The organism is Spirillospora sp. CA-128828, assembly GCF_050945415.1.
Taxonomy (GTDB): domain Bacteria; phylum Actinomycetota; class Actinomycetes; order Streptosporangiales; family Streptosporangiaceae; genus Spirillospora.
Genome location: NZ_CP191986.1, coordinates 6,042,014 through 6,063,196 on the forward strand (window position 1 = coordinate 6,042,014; position 21,183 = coordinate 6,063,196).

General features: G+C 72.1%; 15 protein-coding genes. 8 read left to right on the forward strand and 7 right to left on the reverse strand.

Annotated elements, in window-relative coordinates; translation table 11 throughout:
* Positions 1–21: 21 nt before the first annotated feature.
* The 7 genes from ACQPXG_RS29275 to ACQPXG_RS29305 form a co-directional block, all read right to left on the reverse strand.
* The gene (locus ACQPXG_RS29275; RefSeq protein ID WP_433462343.1) at positions 22–2,073 is read right to left on the reverse strand and encodes a bifunctional aldolase/short-chain dehydrogenase; all 2,052 of its coding nucleotides are present in this window, start codon (positions 2,071–2,073) and stop codon (positions 22–24) included.
* A 21-nt stretch (positions 2,074–2,094) separates the two neighbouring features.
* Complete coding sequence (rhaI, locus tag ACQPXG_RS29280) at positions 2,095–3,261, reverse strand: L-rhamnose isomerase (RefSeq protein ID WP_433462344.1); 1,167 nt, start codon at positions 3,259–3,261, stop codon at positions 2,095–2,097.
* Between the two features lie 11 nt (positions 3,262–3,272).
* Positions 3,273–3,602 (reverse strand): L-rhamnose mutarotase, encoded by a 330-nt coding sequence (locus ACQPXG_RS29285; protein ID WP_433462345.1) that lies wholly within the window; start codon positions 3,600–3,602, stop codon positions 3,273–3,275.
* 60 nt (positions 3,603–3,662) lie between these two features.
* Positions 3,663–4,748 (reverse strand): rhamnose ABC transporter substrate-binding protein, encoded by a 1,086-nt coding sequence (rhaS, locus tag ACQPXG_RS29290; RefSeq protein ID WP_433462346.1) that lies wholly within the window; start codon positions 4,746–4,748, stop codon positions 3,663–3,665.
* Between the two features lie 94 nt (positions 4,749–4,842).
* On the reverse strand, positions 4,843–5,832 hold the full coding sequence (locus ACQPXG_RS29295) for an ABC transporter permease (RefSeq protein ID WP_433462347.1): 990 nt from the start codon (positions 5,830–5,832) through the stop codon (positions 4,843–4,845).
* Entirely contained in the window at positions 5,829–6,956 is a 1,128-nt protein-coding gene (locus tag ACQPXG_RS29300) for an ABC transporter permease (protein WP_433462348.1), read from the reverse strand. The genes ACQPXG_RS29295 and ACQPXG_RS29300 overlap by 4 nt, the downstream gene beginning before the upstream one ends.
* 81 nt (positions 6,957–7,037) lie before the next feature.
* Positions 7,038–8,576, reverse strand: a complete 1,539-nt coding sequence (locus ACQPXG_RS29305) for a sugar ABC transporter ATP-binding protein (protein WP_433462349.1) — start codon at positions 8,574–8,576, stop codon at positions 7,038–7,040.
* A gap of 301 nt (positions 8,577–8,877) precedes the next feature.
* On the opposite strand from ACQPXG_RS29305, the gene ACQPXG_RS29310 reads away from it, so the two are divergent.
* From ACQPXG_RS29310 to ACQPXG_RS29345, 8 genes are all read left to right on the forward strand, one after another.
* Positions 8,878–9,942, forward strand: a complete 1,065-nt coding sequence (locus tag ACQPXG_RS29310) for a LacI family DNA-binding transcriptional regulator (RefSeq protein WP_433462350.1) — start codon at positions 8,878–8,880, stop codon at positions 9,940–9,942.
* Positions 9,939–10,652, forward strand: coding sequence for a (Fe-S)-binding protein (locus ACQPXG_RS29315; protein WP_433462351.1), 714 nt, complete (start codon positions 9,939–9,941; stop codon positions 10,650–10,652). Before ACQPXG_RS29310 ends, ACQPXG_RS29315 begins: the two co-directional genes overlap by 4 nt.
* Positions 10,649–12,094 (forward strand): LutB/LldF family L-lactate oxidation iron-sulfur protein, encoded by a 1,446-nt coding sequence (locus ACQPXG_RS29320; protein ID WP_433462352.1) that lies wholly within the window; start codon positions 10,649–10,651, stop codon positions 12,092–12,094. Before ACQPXG_RS29315 ends, ACQPXG_RS29320 begins: the two co-directional genes overlap by 4 nt.
* Entirely contained in the window at positions 12,091–12,711 is a 621-nt protein-coding gene (locus ACQPXG_RS29325; protein ID WP_433462353.1) for a LutC/YkgG family protein, read from the forward strand. The genes ACQPXG_RS29320 and ACQPXG_RS29325 overlap by 4 nt, the downstream gene beginning before the upstream one ends.
* Positions 12,708–14,141, forward strand: a complete 1,434-nt coding sequence (locus tag ACQPXG_RS29330; protein ID WP_433462354.1) for a rhamnulokinase — start codon at positions 12,708–12,710, stop codon at positions 14,139–14,141. The genes ACQPXG_RS29325 and ACQPXG_RS29330 overlap by 4 nt, the downstream gene beginning before the upstream one ends.
* A 255-nt stretch (positions 14,142–14,396) precedes the next feature.
* Positions 14,397–17,333, forward strand: a complete 2,937-nt coding sequence (locus ACQPXG_RS29335) for a helix-turn-helix transcriptional regulator (protein ID WP_433462355.1) — start codon at positions 14,397–14,399, stop codon at positions 17,331–17,333.
* A 152-nt stretch (positions 17,334–17,485) separates the two neighbouring features.
* Positions 17,486–18,580 (forward strand): alpha/beta fold hydrolase, encoded by a 1,095-nt coding sequence (locus tag ACQPXG_RS29340; RefSeq protein WP_433462356.1) that lies wholly within the window; start codon positions 17,486–17,488, stop codon positions 18,578–18,580.
* Positions 18,581–18,618: 38 nt separating this feature from the next.
* Entirely contained in the window at positions 18,619–21,093 is a 2,475-nt protein-coding gene (locus tag ACQPXG_RS29345) for a GMC oxidoreductase (RefSeq protein WP_433462357.1), read from the forward strand.
* Positions 21,094–21,183 lie beyond the last annotated feature (90 nt).

Sequence of the window (21,183 nt, forward strand, 5' to 3'; positions counted from 1 at the left end):
CTTTCCGGTGGAAGTCCCTCCTCAGCGCAGGAACGCGGCGGCGACGCCGGCGTCCACGGGGATGTGCAGTCCGGTGGTGTGGGTCAGGTCCCCTCCGGTGACGGCGAAGACGGCGGCGGCGACGTGCTCGGGCAGCACCTCGCGCTTCAGTAGCGTCCGCTGGGCGTAGTACTCGCCGAGCCTCTCCTCCTCGACGCCGTAGACGGCGGCGCGCTTGGCGCCCCAGCCGCCGGCGAAGATCCCGGAGCCGCGCACCACCCCGTCGGGGTTGATGCCGTTGACGCGGACGCCGTGCTCGCCGAGCTCGGCGGCCAGCAGCCGGACCTGGTGCGCCTGGTCGGCCTTCGTCGCGCCGTAGGCGATGTTGTTCGGCCCGGCGAACACGCCGTTCTTGGAGGAGACGTAGACGATGTCGCCGCCCATCTCCTGCTCGATCATCACGCGGGCGGTCTCCCTGGACACCAGGAACGAGCCGCGCGCCATGACGTCGTGCTGGAGGTCCCAGTCGGCCGAGGTCGTCTCCAGCAGCGGCTTGGAGATCGACAGGCCGGCGTTGTTGACGACGAGGTCGACGCCGCCGAACGCCAGGACCGCCGCCCGGACGGCCGCGGCGATCTCCTCCTCGGACGTCACGTCCGCGCCGACCGCGACCGCCACGTCCGCCTCGCGCAGCGCCTTGGCGCCGATCTCGGCGGCGACCTTCTCCGCCGCCGCGACGTCCATGTCGGCGACGACCACGCAGGCGCCCTCGGCGGCCAGGCGGCGCGCGGTGGCCGCGCCGATGCCCGAGCCGCCGCCGGTGACCAGCGCGACGCGGGTCGCGAGCGGCTTCGGCTTCGGCATCCGGCGGAGCTTGGCCTCCTCCAGCTCCCAGTACTCGATGCGGAACTTCTCCGCCTCGTCGATCGGCGCGTAGGAGGACAGCGCCTCCGCGCCCCGCATCACGTTGATCGCGTTGACGTAGAACTCGCCGGCGACGCGCGCGGTCTGCTTGTTCGCGCCGAAGGAGAACATGCCGACGCCGGGGACCAGCACGATCGCCGGGTCCGCGCCGCGCATGGCGGGCGAGCCGGGGACGGCGTGCCGGTCGTAGTAGGCCGCGTACTCCTCGCGGTAGGCGGCGTGCAGCTCCTTCAGCCGGGCCTTGACGTCGTCGAGCGGCGCGTCCGGCGGCAGGTCCAGGACCATCGGCGCGACCTTGGTGCGCAGGAAGTGGTCCGGGCAGGACGTGCCGAGCGCGGCGAGGCGCGGGTGCTCGGCGCGGGAGACGAAGTCGAGGACGGCCTCGCCGTCGGTGTAGTGCCCGACCTGCGGCCGGTCCGTGGACGCCAGGCCCCGGATCAGCGGGAAGAGCGCGGCGGCGCGGGCGTGCCGCTCGTCCTCCGGCAGCGCCGGGTGGACCACCTCGCCGAACGGGTCGGCCTTGCCGTGCTCGGCGATGTAGGACTCCGCGGTGCGGATGATGTCGAGCGAGTTGGCCTTGCACTCCTCGCTCGTGTCGCCCCACGCGGTGATGCCGTGCCCGCCGAGGATCACGCCGATCGCCTGCGGGTTCGCACGCTTGATCTCGGCGATGTCCAGGCCGAGCTGGAAGCCGGGGCGCCGCCACGGCACCCACGCGACCCGGTCGCCGAAGATCCGCCGGGTCAGCTCCTCGCCGTCCGCGGCGGTCGCGATCGCGATGCCGGAGTCGGGGTGCAGGTGGTCGACGTGCGCGGCCTCCACGAGACCGTGCATCGCGGTGTCGATGGACGGCGCGGCGCCGCCCTTGCCGTGCAGGCAGTAGTCGAACGCGGCGACCATCTCGTCCTCGCGCTCCACGCCCGGGTAGACGTCCGCGAGAGCGCGCATCCGGTCCAGGCGCAGCACGGCCAGGCCCGCCTCGGTGAGGGTGCCGAGGTCGCCGCCGGAGCCCTTCACCCACATCAGCTCGACGTCGCGGGCCGTCACGGGGTCGGTGACGGTGCCCTTCGCGGAGGCGTTGCCGCCCGCGTAGTTGGTGTTGCGCGGGTCCGAGCCGAGAGTGTTGGCGCGTTCCAGCAGCTGCTCCACCTCGGGTGGGGTGGAAGTCATCGGTTTCGTCTCCTTCACCTGTCAGGCGCCCCAGCCGGCGGCCTGGCCGTCCTTGCGGTCTTCGGCGACCCGCTCGTAGTAGCCGGACGCCTTGTAGGCGGCGACCGGGTCCGGGTGCAGTCCCATCTCCTCGCGCAGCTCGGCGAGCAGCGGCCGGACGTCGGTGTTGTAGGCGTCCATGAACACCGCGTTCGCCTCCAGGACCTCACCGGACTCCTGCGCCGACCGCAGCGCGCCGGCGTCCACCAGCAGCGCCTTGGCCGTGGCCTCCTGGACGTTCATCACCGAGCGGATCTGGCCCTGGATCTTCGGCTCGATGTTGTGGCACTGGTCGAGCATGAACGCCACGCCCGCCTCGGCGTCGTAGCCGCCGCCGCGCACCACCTCGTACATGATCCGGAACAGCTGGAACGGGTCCGCCGCGCCCACCATCAGGTCGTCGTCGGCGTAGAAGCGGGAGTTGAAGTCGAACCCGCCGAGCTTCCCCTCGCGCAGCAGGAAGGCGACGATGAACTCGATGTTGGTGCCGGGCGCGTGGTGCCCGGTGTCCACCACGACCTGCGCCTTCGGGCCGAGCTTCAGGCAGTGCGCGTAGGAGGTGCCCCAGTCCGGCAGGTCGGTCGCGTAGAACGCGGGCTCGAACAGCTTGTACTCCAGCAGGAACCGCTGGTCGTCGCCGAGCCGCTCGTACACGGCGGCGAGGGCCTCGGCCATCCGGTCCTGGCGGGTCCGGATGTCGTCCTGGCCCGGGTAGTTCGTCCCGTCGGAGAACCACAGCTTCAGGTCCCGGGAACCCGTCAGGTCCATGATGTCGACCGCTTCGAGCAGGTGGTCGAGCGCCTTGCGGCGGACGGCGGGATCGGGGTTGGTGACGCTGCCGAGCATGTAGTCGTCGTCCTGGAAGACGTTGGTGTTCACCGCCCCGATCCGCACCCCCCTCTCCTTGGCGTGCGCGGCGAGCGCGGCGTAGTCGTCCACCTTGTCCCAGGGGATGTGCACGGCGACGCTGGGCGCGACGCCGGTGAACCGGTGCACCTGCGCGGCGTCGTCGATCTTCTCCTGCGGAGTACGCGGCACGCCCCGCTGGGCGAAGACCTTGAACCGGGTCCCCGAGTTCCCGTACGCCCACGAGGGAGTCTCGATCTGCTGGCGGCGCAGGGCGTCCTTCACCGCGCTGGTGTCCGTCACGATTACCTCTCTCAATCCAGATGGAAGACCTCGGTCAGCGGTCGCATGCCCTCGTCGGGGCGGCCGTCGAGGTCCTCGAAGTACTGCGCCATCTCGGCCTGCCAGCGGGCGTTGACCTCGGTGCGGGCCATCGCCTCCTGGGCGGCCTCGAAGTCGTCGGTCTCCAGGTAGCCGACGAGGAGGCCGTCCTCCCGCAGGAACAGCGAGTAGTTGTGCCAGCCGGTCTCGCGCAGAGCGCTCAGCATGTCGGGCCAGACCGCCTGGTGGCGCAGCTTGTACTCCTCCAGGCGGTCCTGCCTGACCTTCAGCAGGAAGCACACGCGCTTCTTGCCTTCGGACATGCGATCAGTCTCCTTGTGGGGGGGCGACCCCCCACGCCCCCCGGTTCGCTTCGCTCATTCTTAGAAGTGGTACTGGTCGATGTTCTTGGCGTCGAAGACCGTCGGCGGGCCGAGGATCACCTCGCCGTTGGCGCCGATCGTGCGCTCGCCGAGCTTGCCGGCCTTGAACTTCTCGCCCTGCGCGCCGGTGATCTGGCCGGACGACAGCGCCGCCGCCGCGTACGCCGCGAGGTAGCCGAGGTTCTTCGGGTCCCACAGCTCGAACTGCTTGACGGTGCCGTCCTTGACGAACTTGCGCATCTGGTCCGGGGTGCCGAGGCCGGTCAGCGCGACCTTGCCCTTGTACTTGGAGCCGGAGATGTAGCGCGCCGCGGCGGCGATGCCGACCGTGGTGGGCGAGATGATGCCCTTCAGGTTCGGGTACGCCTGCAGCAGGCCCTGCGTCTGCTGGAACGACTTCTGGTCGTCGTCGTCGCCGTAGGCGACCTTGACGAGCTTCATGCCGGAGTACTCCGGCTTCTTCAGCTCGTCCTGCATGAACTTGATCCAGGTGTTCTGGTTGGTGGCGTTCGCGGTCGCCGACAGGATCGCGATCTCGCCCTTGCCGCCGATCTGCTCCGACAGCAGCTTGACCTCGCTGCGGCCGATCTCCTCGGAGCTGGCCTGGTTGATGAACACGTCCCGGCAGTCGGGGTTGGTGTCGGAGTCGTAGGCGACGATCTTGATGTTCTTGGACATCGCCTGCTTGAGCGGGCCGCACACCGCGTTCTCGTCGTTGGCGGCGATGAGGATCGCGTCGTGCCGCTGCTGGATCAGCGTGTTGATGTAGGAGACCTGCGAGGACGCCGACGCGTCGGACGGGCCGACCTCCTTGGCGGCGCCGCCGAACTCCTTGGTGGCCGCGATGCCGGCGTTGTCGACGATCGTCTCGTAGGGGTTGTTGACCTGCTTCGGCAGGAACGCGAGCTTCAGGCCCTTCTTCAGCGGCGCGTTCGGGTTCGCGGACGCGTTCCCGGCGGCCTTGCCGTCCCCGGAGTCGGACGAGGAGTCCTTGGTGGTCCCGCCGCAGGCGGCCAGGCTGAGGGCCAGGGCGCTCGCCGTGGCGACGGCGGCCAGCCGGCGCGGGGCGCGCAGACGAATGGTCATCAGATGCCTTTCAGAGAATCCGGGTCGTGCTGTGGGGTGGGTTGACGCGGCGGGGGGACGGTCTCGGGCGGTCATGGCGGGGTCCATGGCGGGGTCATGGTGCGGCGGCGGGGACCGCGGGTCGCGCGCCCCGCCGCCGGCCTTGTGCCTCGCGCACCACGGCGATCAGCCGCGGCGTGAGGACGCTGATGATGAGGAGCAGCCCCGTGACGATCGACTGGACCTCGGTGGAGACGTCGTTGAGCATCAGCAGGTTGCGGAGCAGGCCGATGAGCAGCACGGCCGCGATGACACCGCCGAGGGTGCCCTTGCCGCCGTCGAAGTCGATGCCGCCGAGCAGCACCCCCGCGATGACGGTGAGCTCCAGGCCGAGGCCGTTGTCGGCGCGCGCGCTGCCGTAGCGGAGCGTGTAGACGACGCCGGCGAACCCGGCGACGAGGCCGGACACCACGAACAGGATCAGCTTGAGGCGCTTGACCCGGATGCCGGCGAAGTAGGCGGCGTCCTCCTGCGCGCCGATCGCGAACAGCGACCGTCCGATGCCGGTGGCGTGCAGGACGACGGCCGTGGCGGCGGCGAGCAGGGCGAACAGCGCGATCGGATACGGGATCGGGGTGCCCGGGATGGACGAGGTCGCGAGGTCGGTGTAGGCGGACGGGAACTCCGAGACCGCCCCGGTGCCGAGCGTCACGTACGCCAGCCCCCGGTAGAGGGTCATCGTGCCGATCGTCACGGCCAGGGACGGCAGCCCGAGCCGGGTGACGAGCAGCCCGTTGACCAGGCCGCAGACGAGCCCGACGACCAGCACCAGCGGGATGATCGCCTCGATGGCCATGCCGCCGTCCCACAGCTTGCCGGTGAGGGCGCTGCAGAGCCCGAGGATCGAGGCGACCGACAGGTCCACCTGCCCGCACACGACCAGCAGCGTCATCGGCAGCGCGATCAGCGCGATCTCGCTGAGGTCGTCCAGCGCGAACGACAGGTTGTCGTTGTTGGCGAAGTCGGGCGAGAACCCGGCGCCGCCGGCGAACACCACGATCAGCAGCGCGGTGACCGCGGTCTCCCACCGCATGAGGCGGCTCATGACCGGCCCTCCTTCGAAACCGTGTTCGATGCCGTGTTCGATGCCGGGGCGGTCCCGCCGCCGTTCACGTCGCGGTGCACGGTGGACTCCAGGGACCGCTGCCTGAGCGCCCGGGTGACGCGCAGCGCCAGCAGCCGGTCGACGCTGATGGCCAGCAGCAGCAGGACACCGGTGATCGCGTCCTGCCAGAACGAGTTGACCTTGAGCACCACCAGCACGCTGCCGATGGTGGTGAGCAGCAGCCCGCCGAGCGCCGCCCCGTACACGGTGCCGACGCCGCCGGTGATGGCGACGCCGCCGACGACGACGGCCGCGACCACCTTGAGCTCCCAGCCGTGCGCGGCGTCGGCGACGACGGTGCCGAACCGGGCCAGCCACAGGACCCCGGCGAGGCCGGCGAGCGCGCCGCTGACGAGGTAGGCGGTGAGGATGCGGCGGCGGATCGACACGCCCGCGAGGTTCGCGGCCTCGGGGCTGGACCCGATCGCGTAGTACTCGCGTCCGGACGAGTAGGAGCGCAGGTAGTAGCCGACCGCGAGCATCACGACCACGGTGATGATCGGCAGGTAGGGGATGCCGAGGACGCCGTCGTTGCCGAGCTTCAGCAGCGAGGACGGCAGCTCGGCGGCGCCGATCTGGTCGCCGTGCGCGATCCGGTAGTCGAGCCCCTGGATCACGTACAGGGTGCCGAGGGTGACGACGAGGGACGGGACGCGGCAGAAGCTGACGAGCAGCCCGTTCACCAGCCCGCAGAGGAGGCCGATGAGGACGCCGGCCAGGACGACCAGCACGACGTTGCGGTCGCCGCCGGAGGCGAACTTGCCGGCGGTGAACGCGACGAGCCCGACGACGGATCCGACCGACAGGTCGATGTTGCGGGTGACGACGACCATGCTCTGCCCGACGGCGAGCAGCACCAGGATCGAGGCGTTGAGGAAGATGTCCTTCACGCCCTGCCCGGACAGGAACCGCGGGTTGGCGATGGTCGTGCCGACGACGAGGACGACGAGCGCGCCGAGGATGCTCAGCTCGCGGGCGCGCAGCACCATGTCGACGAGGCGGCGGCCGCCGCCGGGGGGCCCGCCCGAACCCGGCTTGGCCGGGGACTGTGCGAGGACGGTCATCTGCTCAGGCCCTGCCTTTCCGGGGGACGACCCCCAGACCCCCGGGCGGGCGGCCCGAAGATCCTCGCTTCGCTCCGGTCATCAGGCCGCCTTTCCGTTGCCGGGGCGGCCGGTCGCGGCGGCCATCACGGTCTCCTCGGTCGCGTCCGCGCGGGCGATCTCGGCGGTGAGCCGGCCCTCGTGCATGACCAGGACGCGGTCGGCCATGCCGATCACCTCCGGCAGGTCGGAGGAGATCATCAGCACCGCGAGGTCCTGCGCGGCCAGCTCCGACAGCAGCCGGTGGACCTCGGCCTTGGTGCCGACGTCGATGCCGCGGGTCGGCTCGTCCACGATCAGCACGGCCGGCTCGGTGGCCAGCCACTTGGCGAGCACGACCTTCTGCTGGTTGCCGCCGGACAGGACGCCGACGGCGTCGGTGAGCCGGGCGTACTTCAGCTGGAGCCGCAGGCCCCAGTCGGCGGCGCGGTCCCGCTCGACCTTCCGCGAGATCAGCCCTCCGCGGCCGGTCTCGCGCCGCAGCGTCTTCAGCTGGGTGAGGCCCATGTTCCGCTCGATGGACATGTCCATGACCAGGCCCTGCTGGCGGCGGTCCTCGGGGACCAGCGCGAGCCCGGCCGACATCGCGGCGGTCGGGCTGCCGGCCGGCAGCTTCCGGCCGTCGACCTCGACGTCGCCGGCGTCCCAGCGGTCCACCCCGAAGACGGCGCGGGCGACCTCGCTGCGGCCGGCGCCGACCAGCCCGGCCAGCGCGACGATCTCGCCGCGGCGGACCTCGAAGGAGACGTCGGTGAAGGCGCCCTCGCGGGTCAGCCGGCTGACCTTCAGCGCGACCTCGCCGGGCGTGACGTCCTGCTTGGGGTAGAGCGCGTCGAGGTCGCGGCCGACCATCCGGCGGACGAGGTCGTCGGCGGTGATGTCCCCGGTCCGGTCGGTGCCGACGTAGGTGCCGTCGCGCAGCGTGGTGACCCGCTGGCAGAGCTCGAAGATCTCCTCCAGCCGGTGCGAGATGAACAGGACCGCGCAGCCGTGCTCCTGCAGGGTGCGGGTCACGGTGAACAGCCGGGCGACCTCCTGGCCGGTGAGCGCGGCGGTGGGCTCGTCCATGATGAGGACCCGCGCGTCCCGGGAGATGGCCTTGGCGATCTCGACGACCTGCTGGTCGGCGATCGACAGGCCGCGGGCGGGCTGCTGGGGGTCCAGCGCGACGCCGAGCCGCCCGAACAGCTTCGCGGCCTCGGCGTGCATGGCGCGGCGGTCGATGCGGCCGAGCGCGCCGCGCGGCTGGCGGCCCATGAAGATGTTCTCGGCGACCGACAGGTCGGGGAACAGCGTCGGCTCCTGGTAGATGACCGCGACGCCGGCGGCCTGCGCGTCGGCGGGCCCGCCGAACGTGACGGCCTCGCCGCCCACCCGCACCTCGCCCGCGTCGGGGCGGTGCACCCCTGCGAACGTTTTTACAACGGTGGACTTGCCCGCGCCGTTCTCCCCGGCCAGAGCGTGCACCTCGCCCGCGTGGAGCTCCAGGGTGACGCCCTGGAGAGCGCGCACGGCGCCGAACGACTTACTCACGTTGACCAGTGCCAATGTCGGCGGCGCCGACCGGCCCGGTGCACCCATCGCGGCCCTCCTCGCGGGGGACGTCTGTGACGTACGAATGAAAAACGTTTTAACAGGATGTTGCGGAGGACGCTAGATGTGAGCCGGAGCACTCGTCAAGAGGGAACCTGTCGGCAGGGCCCGTCCGACCCTGCGAAAACGCCGTCTCCACAAGGGCGGCGAAGATTTCGAACTCGCCCGCGACCGGGACCGGCCAGCCGGGTTTGCCACCGCGGCGTCCCGACTCCGGGGTTGACACGTTTTAATCCGATGACCCAAAGTGAGCGGCGACACAGCAGCGGACGGACCGGGGGCACACGGATTGAGCACTGACGACACCGGACGTCCCGGGACCCTGAGCCGGACGGTCGGCATCAAGCAGGTCGCCGCGCGCGCGGGCGTCTCGCCCGGGACCGTGTCGAACGTCCTCAACCGGCCCGAGCGGGTCGCGGAGGCGACCCGCGTCCGGGTCGAGAAGGCGATCCGCGACCTCGGCTTCGTCCGCAACGGCTCGGCGTCCACGCTGCGCGCCGGGCACAGCAGCACGATCGGGCTGATGGTGCTCGACCTCGCCAACCCGTTCTTCACCGACGTGGCGCGCGGCGTGGAGGACACCGCCAGCGAGCGCGGCTACGCGGTCATCCTGTCGTCGTCCGGCGAGTCGGACGAGCGGGAGCAGCGCAACCTGCGGGTGTTCGCCGAGCAGCGGGTGCGCGGCGTCCTGCTGACCCCGGTCGGCGACGACGGGGAGACCGCCGACCGGCTCCGCGACCGGGGCGTCCCGGTGGTGCTGCTCGACCATCCGACGCCGCGGGCGAACCAGTGCTCGGTCGCCGTCGACGACGTCGCGGGCGGCGAGCTGGCGGTCGGCGAGCTGCTGGACGGGGGCGCCCGCACGCTGGCGTTCGTCACCGGGCCCACCGTGCTACGGCAGTGCGCCGACCGCCGCAAGGGCGCGCTGCGGGCGCTGCGCGCCGCCGGCCTCGGCCGCGAGGTCATGCGCGAGGTCGCCGTCGGGGCGATGAACGCGCGCGCCGGGCAGGAGGCCGCCCGGCGGCTACTGGAGGCGGGCCCGCCGCTGCCCGACGCGATCTTCTGCGCGAACGACCTGCTCGCGCTCGGCGTGCTGCGCGTCCTGCTGCAGGCCGGGATCGAGGTGCCGGGTGACGTCGCGCTGATCGGGTACGACGACATCGAGTTCTCGGCCGCGGCGGCCGTCCCGCTCAGCTCGGTGCGTCAGCCCACGTACCAGCTCGGCCGGATCGCGACCGAGCTGCTGCTGGAGGAGTGCGACGAGTCCGGCGGGCACGCCCACCAGCAGGTCATGTTCCAGCCCGAACTGGTGGTCCGCGAGTCCAGCCGCTCCTCCTCCGGAGGCACTCCTTGAAGGTCGCGCTGTTCCTCACCTGCGTCAACGACACGATGTTCCCCGATACGGGCAAGGCGATGGTGCGGCTGCTGCGGCGGCTCGGGCACGACGTCGAGTTCCCGGAGTCGCAGACCTGCTGCGGGCAGATGCATCTCAACACCGGCTACCGGAAGCAGGCGCTGCCCCTGGTGAAGGGGTTCGCGGAGACGTTCGATCCGTACGACGCGATCGTGACGCCGTCCGCGTCGTGCGGGGCGATGATCCGCGACTGGCATCCGAGGCTGGCGCCGCGCGCCGCCGGAGTCGCGTCCCGGGTGTACGAGCTGTCGGAGTTCCTGGTGGACGTCCTCGGCGTCACCGACGTCGGCGCGTACTTCCCGCACCGCGTCACCTACCACCCCACCTGCCACTCGCTGCGGATGCTGCACGTCGGCGACCGGCCGCTGCGGCTGCTGCGCGAGGTCCGCGGCATCGACCTGGCCGACCTGCCGGACGCCGCCGAGTGCTGCGGGTTCGGCGGGACGTTCGCGCTGAAGAACTCCGAGGTGTCCGCCGCGATGTGCGCGGACAAGGTCACCGCCGTCCGCAGGACCGGGGCCGAGGCGCTGTGCGCGGCCGACAACTCCTGCCTGATGCACATCGGCGGCGCCCTCACCCGCACCCGCGCGGGGGTACGGACCGTCCACCTGGCCGAGATCCTCGCGTCCACGGAGGAGGACCCGTCATGACGATGCCTACTTATCTGGGGATGCCGTCGTTTCCGGAGGCGGCGCGGCGCGCGGTGGCCGACACGCGGCTGCGCGGCAACCTCGCGCACGCGACCACGACGATCCGCGGGCGGCGCGCGTCGGCGGTGGCCGAGCTGGACGACTGGTCCGCGCTGCGCGAGTCGGGCAAGCAGATCAAGGACCACGTCCTCGCGAACCTCGGCCACTACCTGCGGCTGCTGGAGGACAAGGTCACCGAGGCCGGCGGGACGGTGCACTGGGCGCGGGACGCGGCCGAGGCCAACCGGATCGTCGCGGACCTGGTGAAGGCGACCGGCGAGACCGAGGTCGTCAAGGTCAAGTCGATGGCCACGCAGGAGATCGGCCTCAACGAGTTCCTGGCGGAGGAGGGCATCACCGCCTACGAGACCGACCTCGCCGAGCTGATCGTCCAGCTCGGGGACGACCGGCCGTCGCACATCCTCGTCCCGGCCATCCACCGGAACCGGTCCGACATCCGCGACATCTTCCTGCGCGCGATGGACGACGCGCCGGAGGGCCTGACCGACTCCCCCGCCGAGCTGGCGGAGGCGGCCAGGCGGCATCTGCGCGCCAAGTTCCTGTCGGCGAAGGTCGGGGTGTCGGGGGTGAACTTCGCGGTCGCCGACACCGGCACGCTCGTCGTGCTGGAGTCGGAGGGCAACGGCCGGATGTGCCTGACGCTCCCCGAGACGCTGATCTCGGTGATGGGCGTGGAGAAGATCGTGCCGAGCTGGCGGGACCTGGAGGTGTTCCTCCAGCTGCTGCCCCGCTCGTCCACGGCCGAGCGGATGAACCCCTACACCTCCACATGGACGGGCGTGTCCCCCGGCGACGGCCCGCGCGATTTCCACCTGGTCCTGCTGGACAACGGCCGGACCGCCACCCTGGCCGACGAGGTGGGCCGGCAGGCGCTGCGCTGCATCCGCTGCTCCGCGTGCCTGAACGTGTGCCCGGTCTACCAGCGCGCGGGCGGCCACGCCTACGGGTCGCCCTACCCGGGGCCGATCGGCGCGATCCTGTCCCCGCAGATCAGGGGCATCGGGTCGGACGTGGACGCCTCCCTGCCCTACGCGTCGTCGCTGTGCGGGGCGTGCTTCGAGGCGTGCCCGGTCGCGATCGACATCCCGGAGGTGCTCGTTCACCTGCGGGCCCGCGCCGTCGAGAAGGGCCCCCGCCATCCGCTGGAGCGGGTGGCGATGACGGCGGCCGGGTGGACGCTGCGCTCGCCGACCCGGCTCGCGCTCGCGCAGCGGGCCGCGTCGGCGAGCCGCCGCGTGGTAGCGCGCGGCGGCCGGATCCGGCGGCTGCCGGGTCCGCTGAAAGCGTGGACCGAGACCAGGGACGCCCCGGCGCCGCCTCCCGAGTCGTTCCGCGCCTGGTGGGCGAGGACGGACGGCGGCCGGAAGGAGGGAGACAGGTGAACGCGCGCGAGGAGATCCTCGGACGGGTCGAGCGGGTGACGCCCACCCGTCCCGCCGCCGAGGTCGCGGCCTCCTACGACCGGATCGACCGCGGTTACCTGCGCCGCCACCACGAGGACGGCATCCTCGACCTGTTCGCCGAGCGGGTCGCCGACTACCGCGCGACGGTCCTGCGCGTGTCCCCGTCCGAGGTGGCCTCGACGGTCGCGGAGCGGCTCTCGGCGCGGCCCGGCTCCTACGGTGTTCCCGGTGGCGTCCCCGAGGAATGGCTCACCGCCGCCGGCTCCTCGCTGGTCCGGGATCCCGATGTCGCATCGCTCGACGGGCTGGCGGGGGCGGTCACCGGCTGCGCCGCCGCCATCGCCGAGACCGGCACGATCGTCCTGGACCACGGCGCCGCGCAGGGGCCGCGCGCCCTGTCGCTCGTGCCGGACTACCACCTGATCGTCGTCCTGGCCGGCCAGGTGGCGGCGGATGTGCCGGAGGCGCTCGAACGGCTCGACCCGCGCCGACCGCTGACGTTCGTGTCGGGGCCGTCGGCGACGAGCGACATCGAGCTGTCCCGCGTCGAGGGCGTGCACGGGCCGCGCACACTGGAAGTGCTGGTGGTCCAATGAGCGAGGCGGCCTTCGCGGCGGTCGACCTCGGGGCGTCCAGCGGGCGGGTGATGGCGGGACGCGTCGGCCCGGGCACGCTCGCGCTGGAGGAGATCCGCCGCTTCCCGAATCGCCCCGTCCGGGTCAACGGCACGCTGCACTGGGACATCCTCGGCCTTTACGGCAACGTCCTGGACGGGCTGCGCGCCGCGCCGCCGGGCCTCGCCTCGGCCGGGATCGACTCGTGGGCGGTCGACTACGGACTGCTGGACGCCGCCGGAACCCTGCTCGGCAATCCCGTCCACTACCGCGACGCCCGCACGGACGGCGTGATGGACCGGGTCCGCGCCGAACTGGGCGACGACCTGCTCTACCAGGCGTCGGGCCTGCAGTTCCTGCCCTTCAACACGATCTACCAGCTGGCGGCGGACGACCTGTCCCGGGCGGGCACGCTCCTCCTCGTCCCCGACCTGCTGGCCTACTGGCTCACCGGCGAGATCGGCGCCGAGCGCACGAACGCGTCCACGACGGGGCTGCTGGACGTCCGCGACGGCACCTGGTCGGGCGAGCTGCTGTCCCGCCTGGGCCTTCCCGCCGGGATCCTCCCGCCGCTGCGCGACCCGGGCTCGGTCATCGGGACCCTCCGCGCGGACGTGGCGGCCGAGATCGGCCACGACGCCCTCCGCGTGACGGCCGTCGGCTCCCACGACACGGCCTCCGCGGTCGCCGCCGTCCCGGCCACCACCGGCCGTTTTGCCTACATCTCCTGCGGCACCTGGTCGCTGGTGGGCGTCGAACTGGACGCGCCCGTGCTGACGGAGGCGAGCCGCAAGGCCAACTTCACCAACGAGGGCGGCGTCGACGGGACGGTCCGCTACCTGCGCAACGTGATGGGCCTGTGGCTCCTCCAGGAGTCCCTGCGGGCCTGGGGGAACCCGGATCTTCCCGCCCTGCTCGCCGAGGCCGAGGACGTCCCGGGCCTGCGGTCGCTCATCGACCCCGACGATCCGGAGTTCCTGCCGCCCGGCGACATGCCCGCCCGCATCGCCGCGCACTGCCGCCGCCGCGGGTTCCCCGAGCCGGCCACCCGCGCCGAGACCGTCCGCTGCCTGCTGGACAGCCTCGCGCTGGCCCACCGCGCCACGCTCCGCCAGGCGTCCCGCCTGGCGGGCAGGGGGATCGACGTCGTCCACCTGGTGGGCGGCGGCAGCCGCAACGACCTGCTGTGCCGGCTGACCGCCGACGCGAGCGGCCTTCCGCTGATCGCCGGGCCGGTGGAGGCGACGGCCCTCGGAAACGTCCTGGTCCAGGCCCGCGCCCACGGCCTCGTCGCGGACCTCGCCGAGTCCCGCGCGCTGGTCGCCGCCACCCAGGACGTCCGCCGCTACACGCCGTCGGGTGACGAGTCCCGCTGGCAGGAGGCCGCCGCCCGGCTGGGCCTGGAAAGCTGACCCCGCGGGGCGGATGTCACGGTCCTGGGACGGTTTACCCACCCGAGGTTGACACGGGCGCGTAAACGACCGTTCATAGCTATGAACCACGCGATCACGGAGGAGCCGGCCCGTGTTGCTGACGCGCGGGCGTGGACGGGAGACCCCACCTTATTGACGTTCCACCCGATAGAGTGAATCCCGCCCATTCTCAGGGACCACGACGAGAAGCATGACCACGGCGTATCGACCGCCTGTCACTGTTGGGGTGTGGACATGGAGGGTCGTAGGGGCCAGGACAACGGAGCGTCGCCGAGCAGTGTCCCGCTGGTCGGGCGCAGGGACGTCCTGCGCGTCTTCGAGGAGGCTCTGGACGCCACCGCCGCCGACGCGTTCCGCTTCCTGGCCCTGGTGGGCGAGCCGGGCGCCGGCAAGACGCGGCTGCTCAACGAGCTGTCGAACGCCGCCGACGCCCGCAAGCTCGCCACCCTGTCCGGCCGCGCCTCCGAGTTCGAGCAGGAGATGCCGTTCGGCGCCGTCGTCGACGCCCTCGACGACCACCTCGAAGAACACGTCGGCGACCTCGGCCGCGGCACCGTCCGGCTGCTCGGCCAGGTGTTCCCCGCGCTGGCCGCGTCCCTCAGCGACGGCGAGGAGGCCGGGCCGCCCGGCAGCGCGCCCGTCGCCACCCCGGTCGCCCGCTACCAGCTTTACCGGGCGGTGCGGCGGCTGCTGGAGGACGTGGCCGCCCCGTCGGGCCTGGTGCTGATCCTCGACGACGTCCACTGGGCCGACAACGCCACGATCGAGCTGTTGGACCATCTCGTCCGGCACCCGCCGCGCGCCCGGGTGCTGATCGCCGTCGCGTACCGGCCCGCGCAGGCGTCCGCGCGGCTGGCCGCGCTGGTCCAGGCGTCCCTGCGGGCCGAAGGCGGATACCGGCTGCCCGTCGGGCCCCTCACCCAGGCCGAGGTCGCCGAGCTGCTCGGTCCCGAGGTCAGCAACGCGCGCTGCAGCGAGCTGTACAAGGCCAGCGGCGGCAACCCCTTCTACCTGGAGGCGCTCGCCCGCACCCGGGAGCCGCTGGCCGCCGGGGACACCGAGGGCGAGCTGCCGCCCGCCGTGCGCGCGGCGCTGCAGCTGGAGCTGAGCGGGCTGTCGCCGGACGCGCTGCTGGTCGCGCAGAGCGCCGCCGTCGCCGCCGACGAGTTCGCACCGCCGTTGGCCGCGGTCGCCGCCGAGGTGAGCGAACGCGCCGCGCTGGCCGCCCTCGACGAGCTGGTCGCCCGCGACATCGTCCGGCCGCGGGCCGAACGGTTCCGGTTCCGGCATCCGCTCGTCCGGCACGCCGCCTACCGGTCCGCGGCGGCGGGCTGGCGGCTGGCCGCGCACGGCCGGATCGCCGCCTACCTCACCGAGATCGGCGCGCCCGCCGCGGTCCGCGCCCGGCACCTGGAGCGGTCGGCACGGGTCGGCGACCGGGCCGCCATCGCCACCCTGGTGGAGGCCGCCCGCGCGTTCGCCACCCAGGCCCCGTCGACCGCCGCGCACTGGCTGAAGGTCGCGCTCGGGCTGATGCCCGTGGCCGGCAACGCCGGCGACGACGACGCGTCGCTGCCCTCCCGGCTCGAACTGATGATGGAGCTGGCGCGGGTCCAGACGGTCGGGGGGCACCTCACCGACGGAAGGGAGACCGCGCGGAACGTCCTGAAGATGCTGCCGCTGGACGCCTACGCGCAGCGCGCCCGCGCGGCTCGGCTCGCCGCGCTGATGGAGCGCCAGCTCGACCGGCCGAACGAGGCCCGCACCCTGCTGCTGGACGAGCTGCGCCGGATGCCCGACCCGCGGTCGCCCGCCGCGGTGCCCCTGCGGATGCGGCTGATCGCCGAGCGGATGATGCGGATCGACTTCCGCGCCGCACAGGCCGTCCTCGACCTGATGCCCGACAGCTCCGAGGACTGGGAGCCCAGCCTGGAACTCGCGGTGGCCGCGTTCCGGCCGATGCCCGCGCTCGCCGCCGGCCGCATCGAGGACACCCTGCGCTACCTGGCGGCGGCCGACCGGCTGGTCGACGCGGCCCCGGACGAGCACCTGGCCGAATGGATGGACGCGATCGCCTGGCTGTGCTGGGCGGAGACGTTCATGGGGCACTTCCGCAGCGCGTCCCGCCGGTTCGAACGCGCGGTCAACGTCGCCCGCACCACCGGGCAGCTCTATGTCGTCCCCACCCTGATGGCGGGCCTCACCCGCGCCTACGGCATGCTCGGCCGGCTGGAGGAGGCGGCGGCCGTCGCCGAGGAGGCCGTGGAGGAGGCCAGGCTGCTGCACTCGGGGCAGCAACTGGTGTTCGCGCTCACCCAGCAGAGCCTCGTCGCAGGGTGGTCCGGGGACGACGAGACCGCGCTCCAGCACGCCGAGGAGGCCATCGAGAGCGGCACCGGCGTCGGCGAATGGTGGGGCTCCATGGCCCGCTACGCACGCGCGATGGCGCTGATCGGCCTCGGCCGGCTGGAGGAGGGCGCGCAGGCCGTCGAGGCGACGATGAAGGGCCCGCTGGACCAGCGGACGCATCTGTCGCTGAGCGAGGTCATGGCCGGTGTCGAAGCGGGCCGGGGCCGCGCCGACGCCGCGCGGACGTGGGTGGAGCGCGGCGAGCACTACGTCATCCCCGGTCTGGAGGCCCACAACGGGCTCGCGCAGCTCGCCCGCGCCCACCTCCTGCAGCTCACCGAACCCGCCGCCGCGGCGCGGGAGGCGCTCGCCGCCGCGGAGCTGTTCGGGGAGGCCGGGCACCGGATCGACGCCGGGCGGGCCAGGATGCGGGCCGGGCAGGCGCAGGCCGCGGCCGGCGACCGCTCGGCCGCCCGCGAGCAGCTGCGGCTCGCCGCCGACACCTTCACCGACTGCGGCGCGCGGGCGCTGCACGCGCAGGCCGTCCGCGAGCAGCGCAAGATCGGCGTGCGGGTCCCCGCCAGGGGCGGCCGCGGCACGGGGCTGCCCGGCGGGCTGTCCAAGCGCGAGTACGAGGTCGCGTCACTCGTCGTCGAGGGATGTACGAACTCCCAGATCGCCGAGAGACTGTTCGTCAGCATCCGCACCGTGGAGACGCACCTGTCCCACATCTTCGCCAAGTTCGGGGTGAGCTCCCGGGTCGGCGTGGTGAACGCGCTCACCCGCAACGGGCCTGACCCCGACGTCCCGGGCATCGGCTGACCGGGCCGCCCCGCCCCGACCTGAACGATCACCCGCGTACAACCGTCTCAGTACCTGCCCGTCCGGGTTCCGTGGAAGAAGTAAGGGTTTACCACGATGTCGCGTATCAGCAGGTCACCCCATCATTACTGCGGGAAAGGGAGGTGACGGACATGCAGCGGATGATCCCCCGATTCACGTACGAGGGTGTGAAGGACGCGGACATCACGACGTACCCGGTGGCGACCGAGGATGGGCTCGGGCTGCAGCTCACGCGGTTCCTGCGCGAGGAGAGCGAGAACGTCGTCCTGCTCGTGCACGGCCTCACCTCCTCCAGCGACCTGTTCATCATGCCGGAGATCGAGAACCTGGCCTCGCACCTGCTCGACAACGGCTTCACCGACGTCTGGACACTGGACTTCCGGATGAGCGGCCGCTTCCCGTACGACACCGAGACGCATCGCTACACCCTCGACGACATCGCCCTGTTCGATTTCCCGCCCGCGCTCGAAGAGCTGCGCGAGCACATCGGCGACAAGCGGCTGCACGTCATCGCGCACTGCCTCGGCGCCGTGTCGTTCTCCATGAGCGTGTTCGCCGGGACGGTCGACGGCATCGCCACGCTCACCTGCAACAGCGTGTCGCTGACGCCACGGGTGCCGGCGTGGTCGAAGGTCAAGCTCGGCGCCGGCACGTGGTTCCTGGAGTACGTCTTCGGCCTGCCGTTCCTCGATCCGAGGTTCGGGAGCGCGCCGCGCTTCACCCGCCCGTGGATGCTGTCGCGGGTCGTGTCGCTGTTCCACAACGAGTGCGGCACCCGGTCCTGCCACATGCAGAGCTTCCAGTGGGGCGCGGGCAAGCCGGCGATGTACGAGCACGCCAACCTGCTGCCCGAGACGCACGCGCGCGTCGCCGACATCTGCGCCGCGTCCGGGCTGAACTACTACCGGCACGTCCGCAAGATGGTCAAAGCGGGTGGCTCGGTGAAGTACGCCCCGGACGACCCGCGCTACGCGCGCCTCCCGAAGAACTACCTGGAGAACGCGGCCGACGTGCGGACGCCCATGCTGCTGCTCGCGCCCGAGAACAACCGCGTCTTCACCGACTCCAACATCCACCTGCACAAGATCCTCGAAAAGGCCGCGCCGGGACGCCACGAACTGGCTCTGCTGACCGGCTACGGCCACCTGGACCCCCTGATCGGCAAGAACTCGCACATCGACGTCTTCCCTCGTGTCGTCGACTTCCTCAAGCGCCACAGCGCATGAGCGGTCCGGCGACGAAGCAGCGGAAGGCAGGCCGCCCCATGGAACATGTCAGCGCCGTCGTGATCGGATCCGGCTTCGGCGGATCCGTCACCGCCTACCGGCTGGCGGAGGCCGGGCAGCGGGTCGTGCTGCTGGAGCGCGGGCAGCCGTACCCGCCGGGCAGCTTCCCCCGCTCCCCCGCGGAGATGGGACGGGCGTTCTGGGACCCGGCCGCAGGCCTGTACGGGATGTTCGACGTGTGGGGCTTCAAGGGCTGCGACTCGGTCGTGTCCGCCGGCCTCGGCGGCGGCTCCCTGATCTACGCGAACGTGCTGCTGCGCAAGGACGAGCACTGGTTCGTCCACGACCAGCCGCTGCCCGGCGGCGGGTACGAGTCGTGGCCGGTCTCCCGCGCCGACCTCGACCCGCACTACGACGTGGTCGAGAAGATGCTGGGCGCGACGCCGTACCCGCTGGAGCAGGTCCCGTTCGACGACACCCCGAAGACGCACGCGATGCAGGACGCGGCCGCCGAGCTCGGCCTGCACTGCACGCTGCCGCCGCTCGCGGTCAGCTTCGCCTCCGAGCCGGGCGGGACGCCGGGGCTGAGCCTGCCGATCGTGGACGCCGGGTACGGCAACATCCACGGCGGCGGCCGCCGGACGTGCAGGCTGTGCGGCGAATGCGACATCGGCTGCAACGACGGCTCCAAGAACAGCCTCGACCACACCTACCTGTCCGCGGCCGCGCACCACGGCGCCGACATCCGCACCTCGCACGAGGTGAAGGCGATCCGGCCGCGGCCGGGCGGCGGGTACGAGGTCGACTACGTCCACCACGAGGACCTGACCGCCAAGAAGGGCCGCCCGGCGGTCGAGACGATCTCATGCGACCGGCTGATCCTGGGCGCGGGCACCTACGGCACCACGTTCCTGCTGCTGAAGTCCCTCAAGGCGTTCCCCGGCCTGAGCGACGCGCTCGGCACCCGGTTCAGCGGCAACGGCGACCTGCTGACGTTCCTGCTGCGCGCCAAGGACCGCAACCGGGTCCGGCCGCTGAACGCCAGCCGGGGGCCGGTGATCACCACGGCGATCCGGCTGCCGGACGAGCTCGACGGCGTGCCCGGTGCGGGCCGCGGCGCCTACATCGAGGACGGCGGCTACCCGGGGTTCACCGACTGGATCGTCGACGGCTTCGACGTCCGCAACGACTTCGAACGCTCGGTGAAGTTCCTGTGGAACCGCTTCACCGAGTACTTCAAGGACACGCCGGACACCAACCTGTCCAAGGAGATCTCCGACCTGATCGGCGACGGGGCGCTGACGGTCAGCTCGCTGCCGCTGCTCGGGATGGGCCGCGACACCGCCGACGGCCGGCTGCGGCTGAAGGACGGCCGGCTCGCCGCCGAGTGGACGTCGGAGACCAGCGAGGAGCTGTTCAACCGCGTCCGCAAGACGATGCAGGGCATCGCGGACGTGCTCGGCGCCGACTACGCCGACAACCCGATGTGGTTCCGCAAGCGCATCATCACCGTCCACCCGCTGGGTGGCGCCCCCATGGGCGCCCACCCGGGCGAAGGCGTCTGCGACGCCTTCGGCGAGGTGTTCGGGTTCCCGGGCCTGTACATCGCCGACGGGGCGGCGATGCCGGGACCGGTGGGCCCGAACCCCTCGCTCACCATCGCCGCGCAGGCCGACCGCCTGGCCACGCGGCTGCTGGAGGGCGCGTCCGCACAACGGGGTGCGGGCGGTTCCGCCGCCCCGCCTGCCACGGGGGCCGAGCCGGTCGGGGGAACCGGCTCGCCTGGCGGGGCGGGAAACGGCTCGGCACACGAGGCGGTTCCCGGGGGGCGCGGGGGGTCGTCCCGCCACACGGCGTACGGTGCGGGTTCGGGGAGCCACGACGGGACACGGGGACCGTCCAGCGTGGCGACCCGCCGTACGTCGCTGTCGTTCACCGAGGAGATGAAGGGGTTCGTCACCTACGGTGAGACCGACACGCGGATCGGCGAGCTGGCCGACGGGCGGCGGCACCTGTCGTTCCGCCTGACGATCACCGCGGCGGACACCGACCGGTTCCTGGCCGAGCCCGGGCACGAGGCGACGGCCGAGGGGTGGGTGGACGCCGCCGGCCACGGGGGCCGCAGCCCGGTCGAGCGGGGCACGTTCAACCTGTTCGTCGCGGACGGCGACAACGACCGGCGGCTGATGAAGTACCGGCTGTTCTACACCGACGGCGAGGGCCGGCGGCGGACGCTGAGCGGGCACAAGAACGTCCTGCACGGGCCGCCGACGCGGATCTGGCCCGACACCTCCACCCTCTACGTGCGGCTGCTCGACGGGCATGTCGGCGCGGACGAGGAGGACGGCGCGGAGATCGTCGCGGCGGGCGTGCTGCACATCCAGCTGACGGACTTCGCGCGGCAGCTGACGACGTTCCGCACGTCCGGCCCGGACGGGGCGGGCAAGCTGCTCGACTTCGGCAGATTCTTCGCCGGGGAGCTGTGGGAGGTCTACGGCCCGGACCCCGTCTGAGGGTCCGAAAGGGGGGCCAAGGTCGTGCAGGCCGAGGGAACTGCGGGGTGCTCTCGGCCTGCACCTTTCACGCCGGAGGCCGCGCGGGGG

Bases quoted from the DNA above. Each gene is read 5' to 3' on its own strand.
- ACQPXG_RS29345 (WP_433462357.1), top strand. From the start codon at position 18,619: ATGGAACATGTCAGCGCCGTCGTGATCGGATCCGGCTTCGGCGGATCC.
- ACQPXG_RS29300 (WP_433462348.1), bottom strand. From the start codon at position 6,956: ATGACCGTCCTCGCACAGTCCCCGGCCAAGCCGGGTTCGGGCGGGCCC.
- ACQPXG_RS29320 (WP_433462352.1), top strand. From the start codon at position 10,649: ATGACGATGCCTACTTATCTGGGGATGCCGTCGTTTCCGGAGGCGGCG.
- rhaS (WP_433462346.1), bottom strand. From the start codon at position 4,748: ATGACCATTCGTCTGCGCGCCCCGCGCCGGCTGGCCGCCGTCGCCACG.
- ACQPXG_RS29295 (WP_433462347.1), bottom strand. From the start codon at position 5,832: ATGAGCCGCCTCATGCGGTGGGAGACCGCGGTCACCGCGCTGCTGATC.
- ACQPXG_RS29275 (WP_433462343.1), bottom strand. From the start codon at position 2,073: ATGACTTCCACCCCACCCGAGGTGGAGCAGCTGCTGGAACGCGCCAAC.
- ACQPXG_RS29305 (WP_433462349.1), bottom strand. From the start codon at position 8,576: ATGGGTGCACCGGGCCGGTCGGCGCCGCCGACATTGGCACTGGTCAAC.
- ACQPXG_RS29335 (WP_433462355.1), top strand. From the start codon at position 14,397: ATGGAGGGTCGTAGGGGCCAGGACAACGGAGCGTCGCCGAGCAGTGTC.
- ACQPXG_RS29330 (WP_433462354.1), top strand. From the start codon at position 12,708: ATGAGCGAGGCGGCCTTCGCGGCGGTCGACCTCGGGGCGTCCAGCGGG.
- ACQPXG_RS29285 (WP_433462345.1), bottom strand. From the start codon at position 3,602: ATGTCCGAAGGCAAGAAGCGCGTGTGCTTCCTGCTGAAGGTCAGGCAG.
- ACQPXG_RS29340 (WP_433462356.1), top strand. From the start codon at position 17,486: ATGCAGCGGATGATCCCCCGATTCACGTACGAGGGTGTGAAGGACGCG.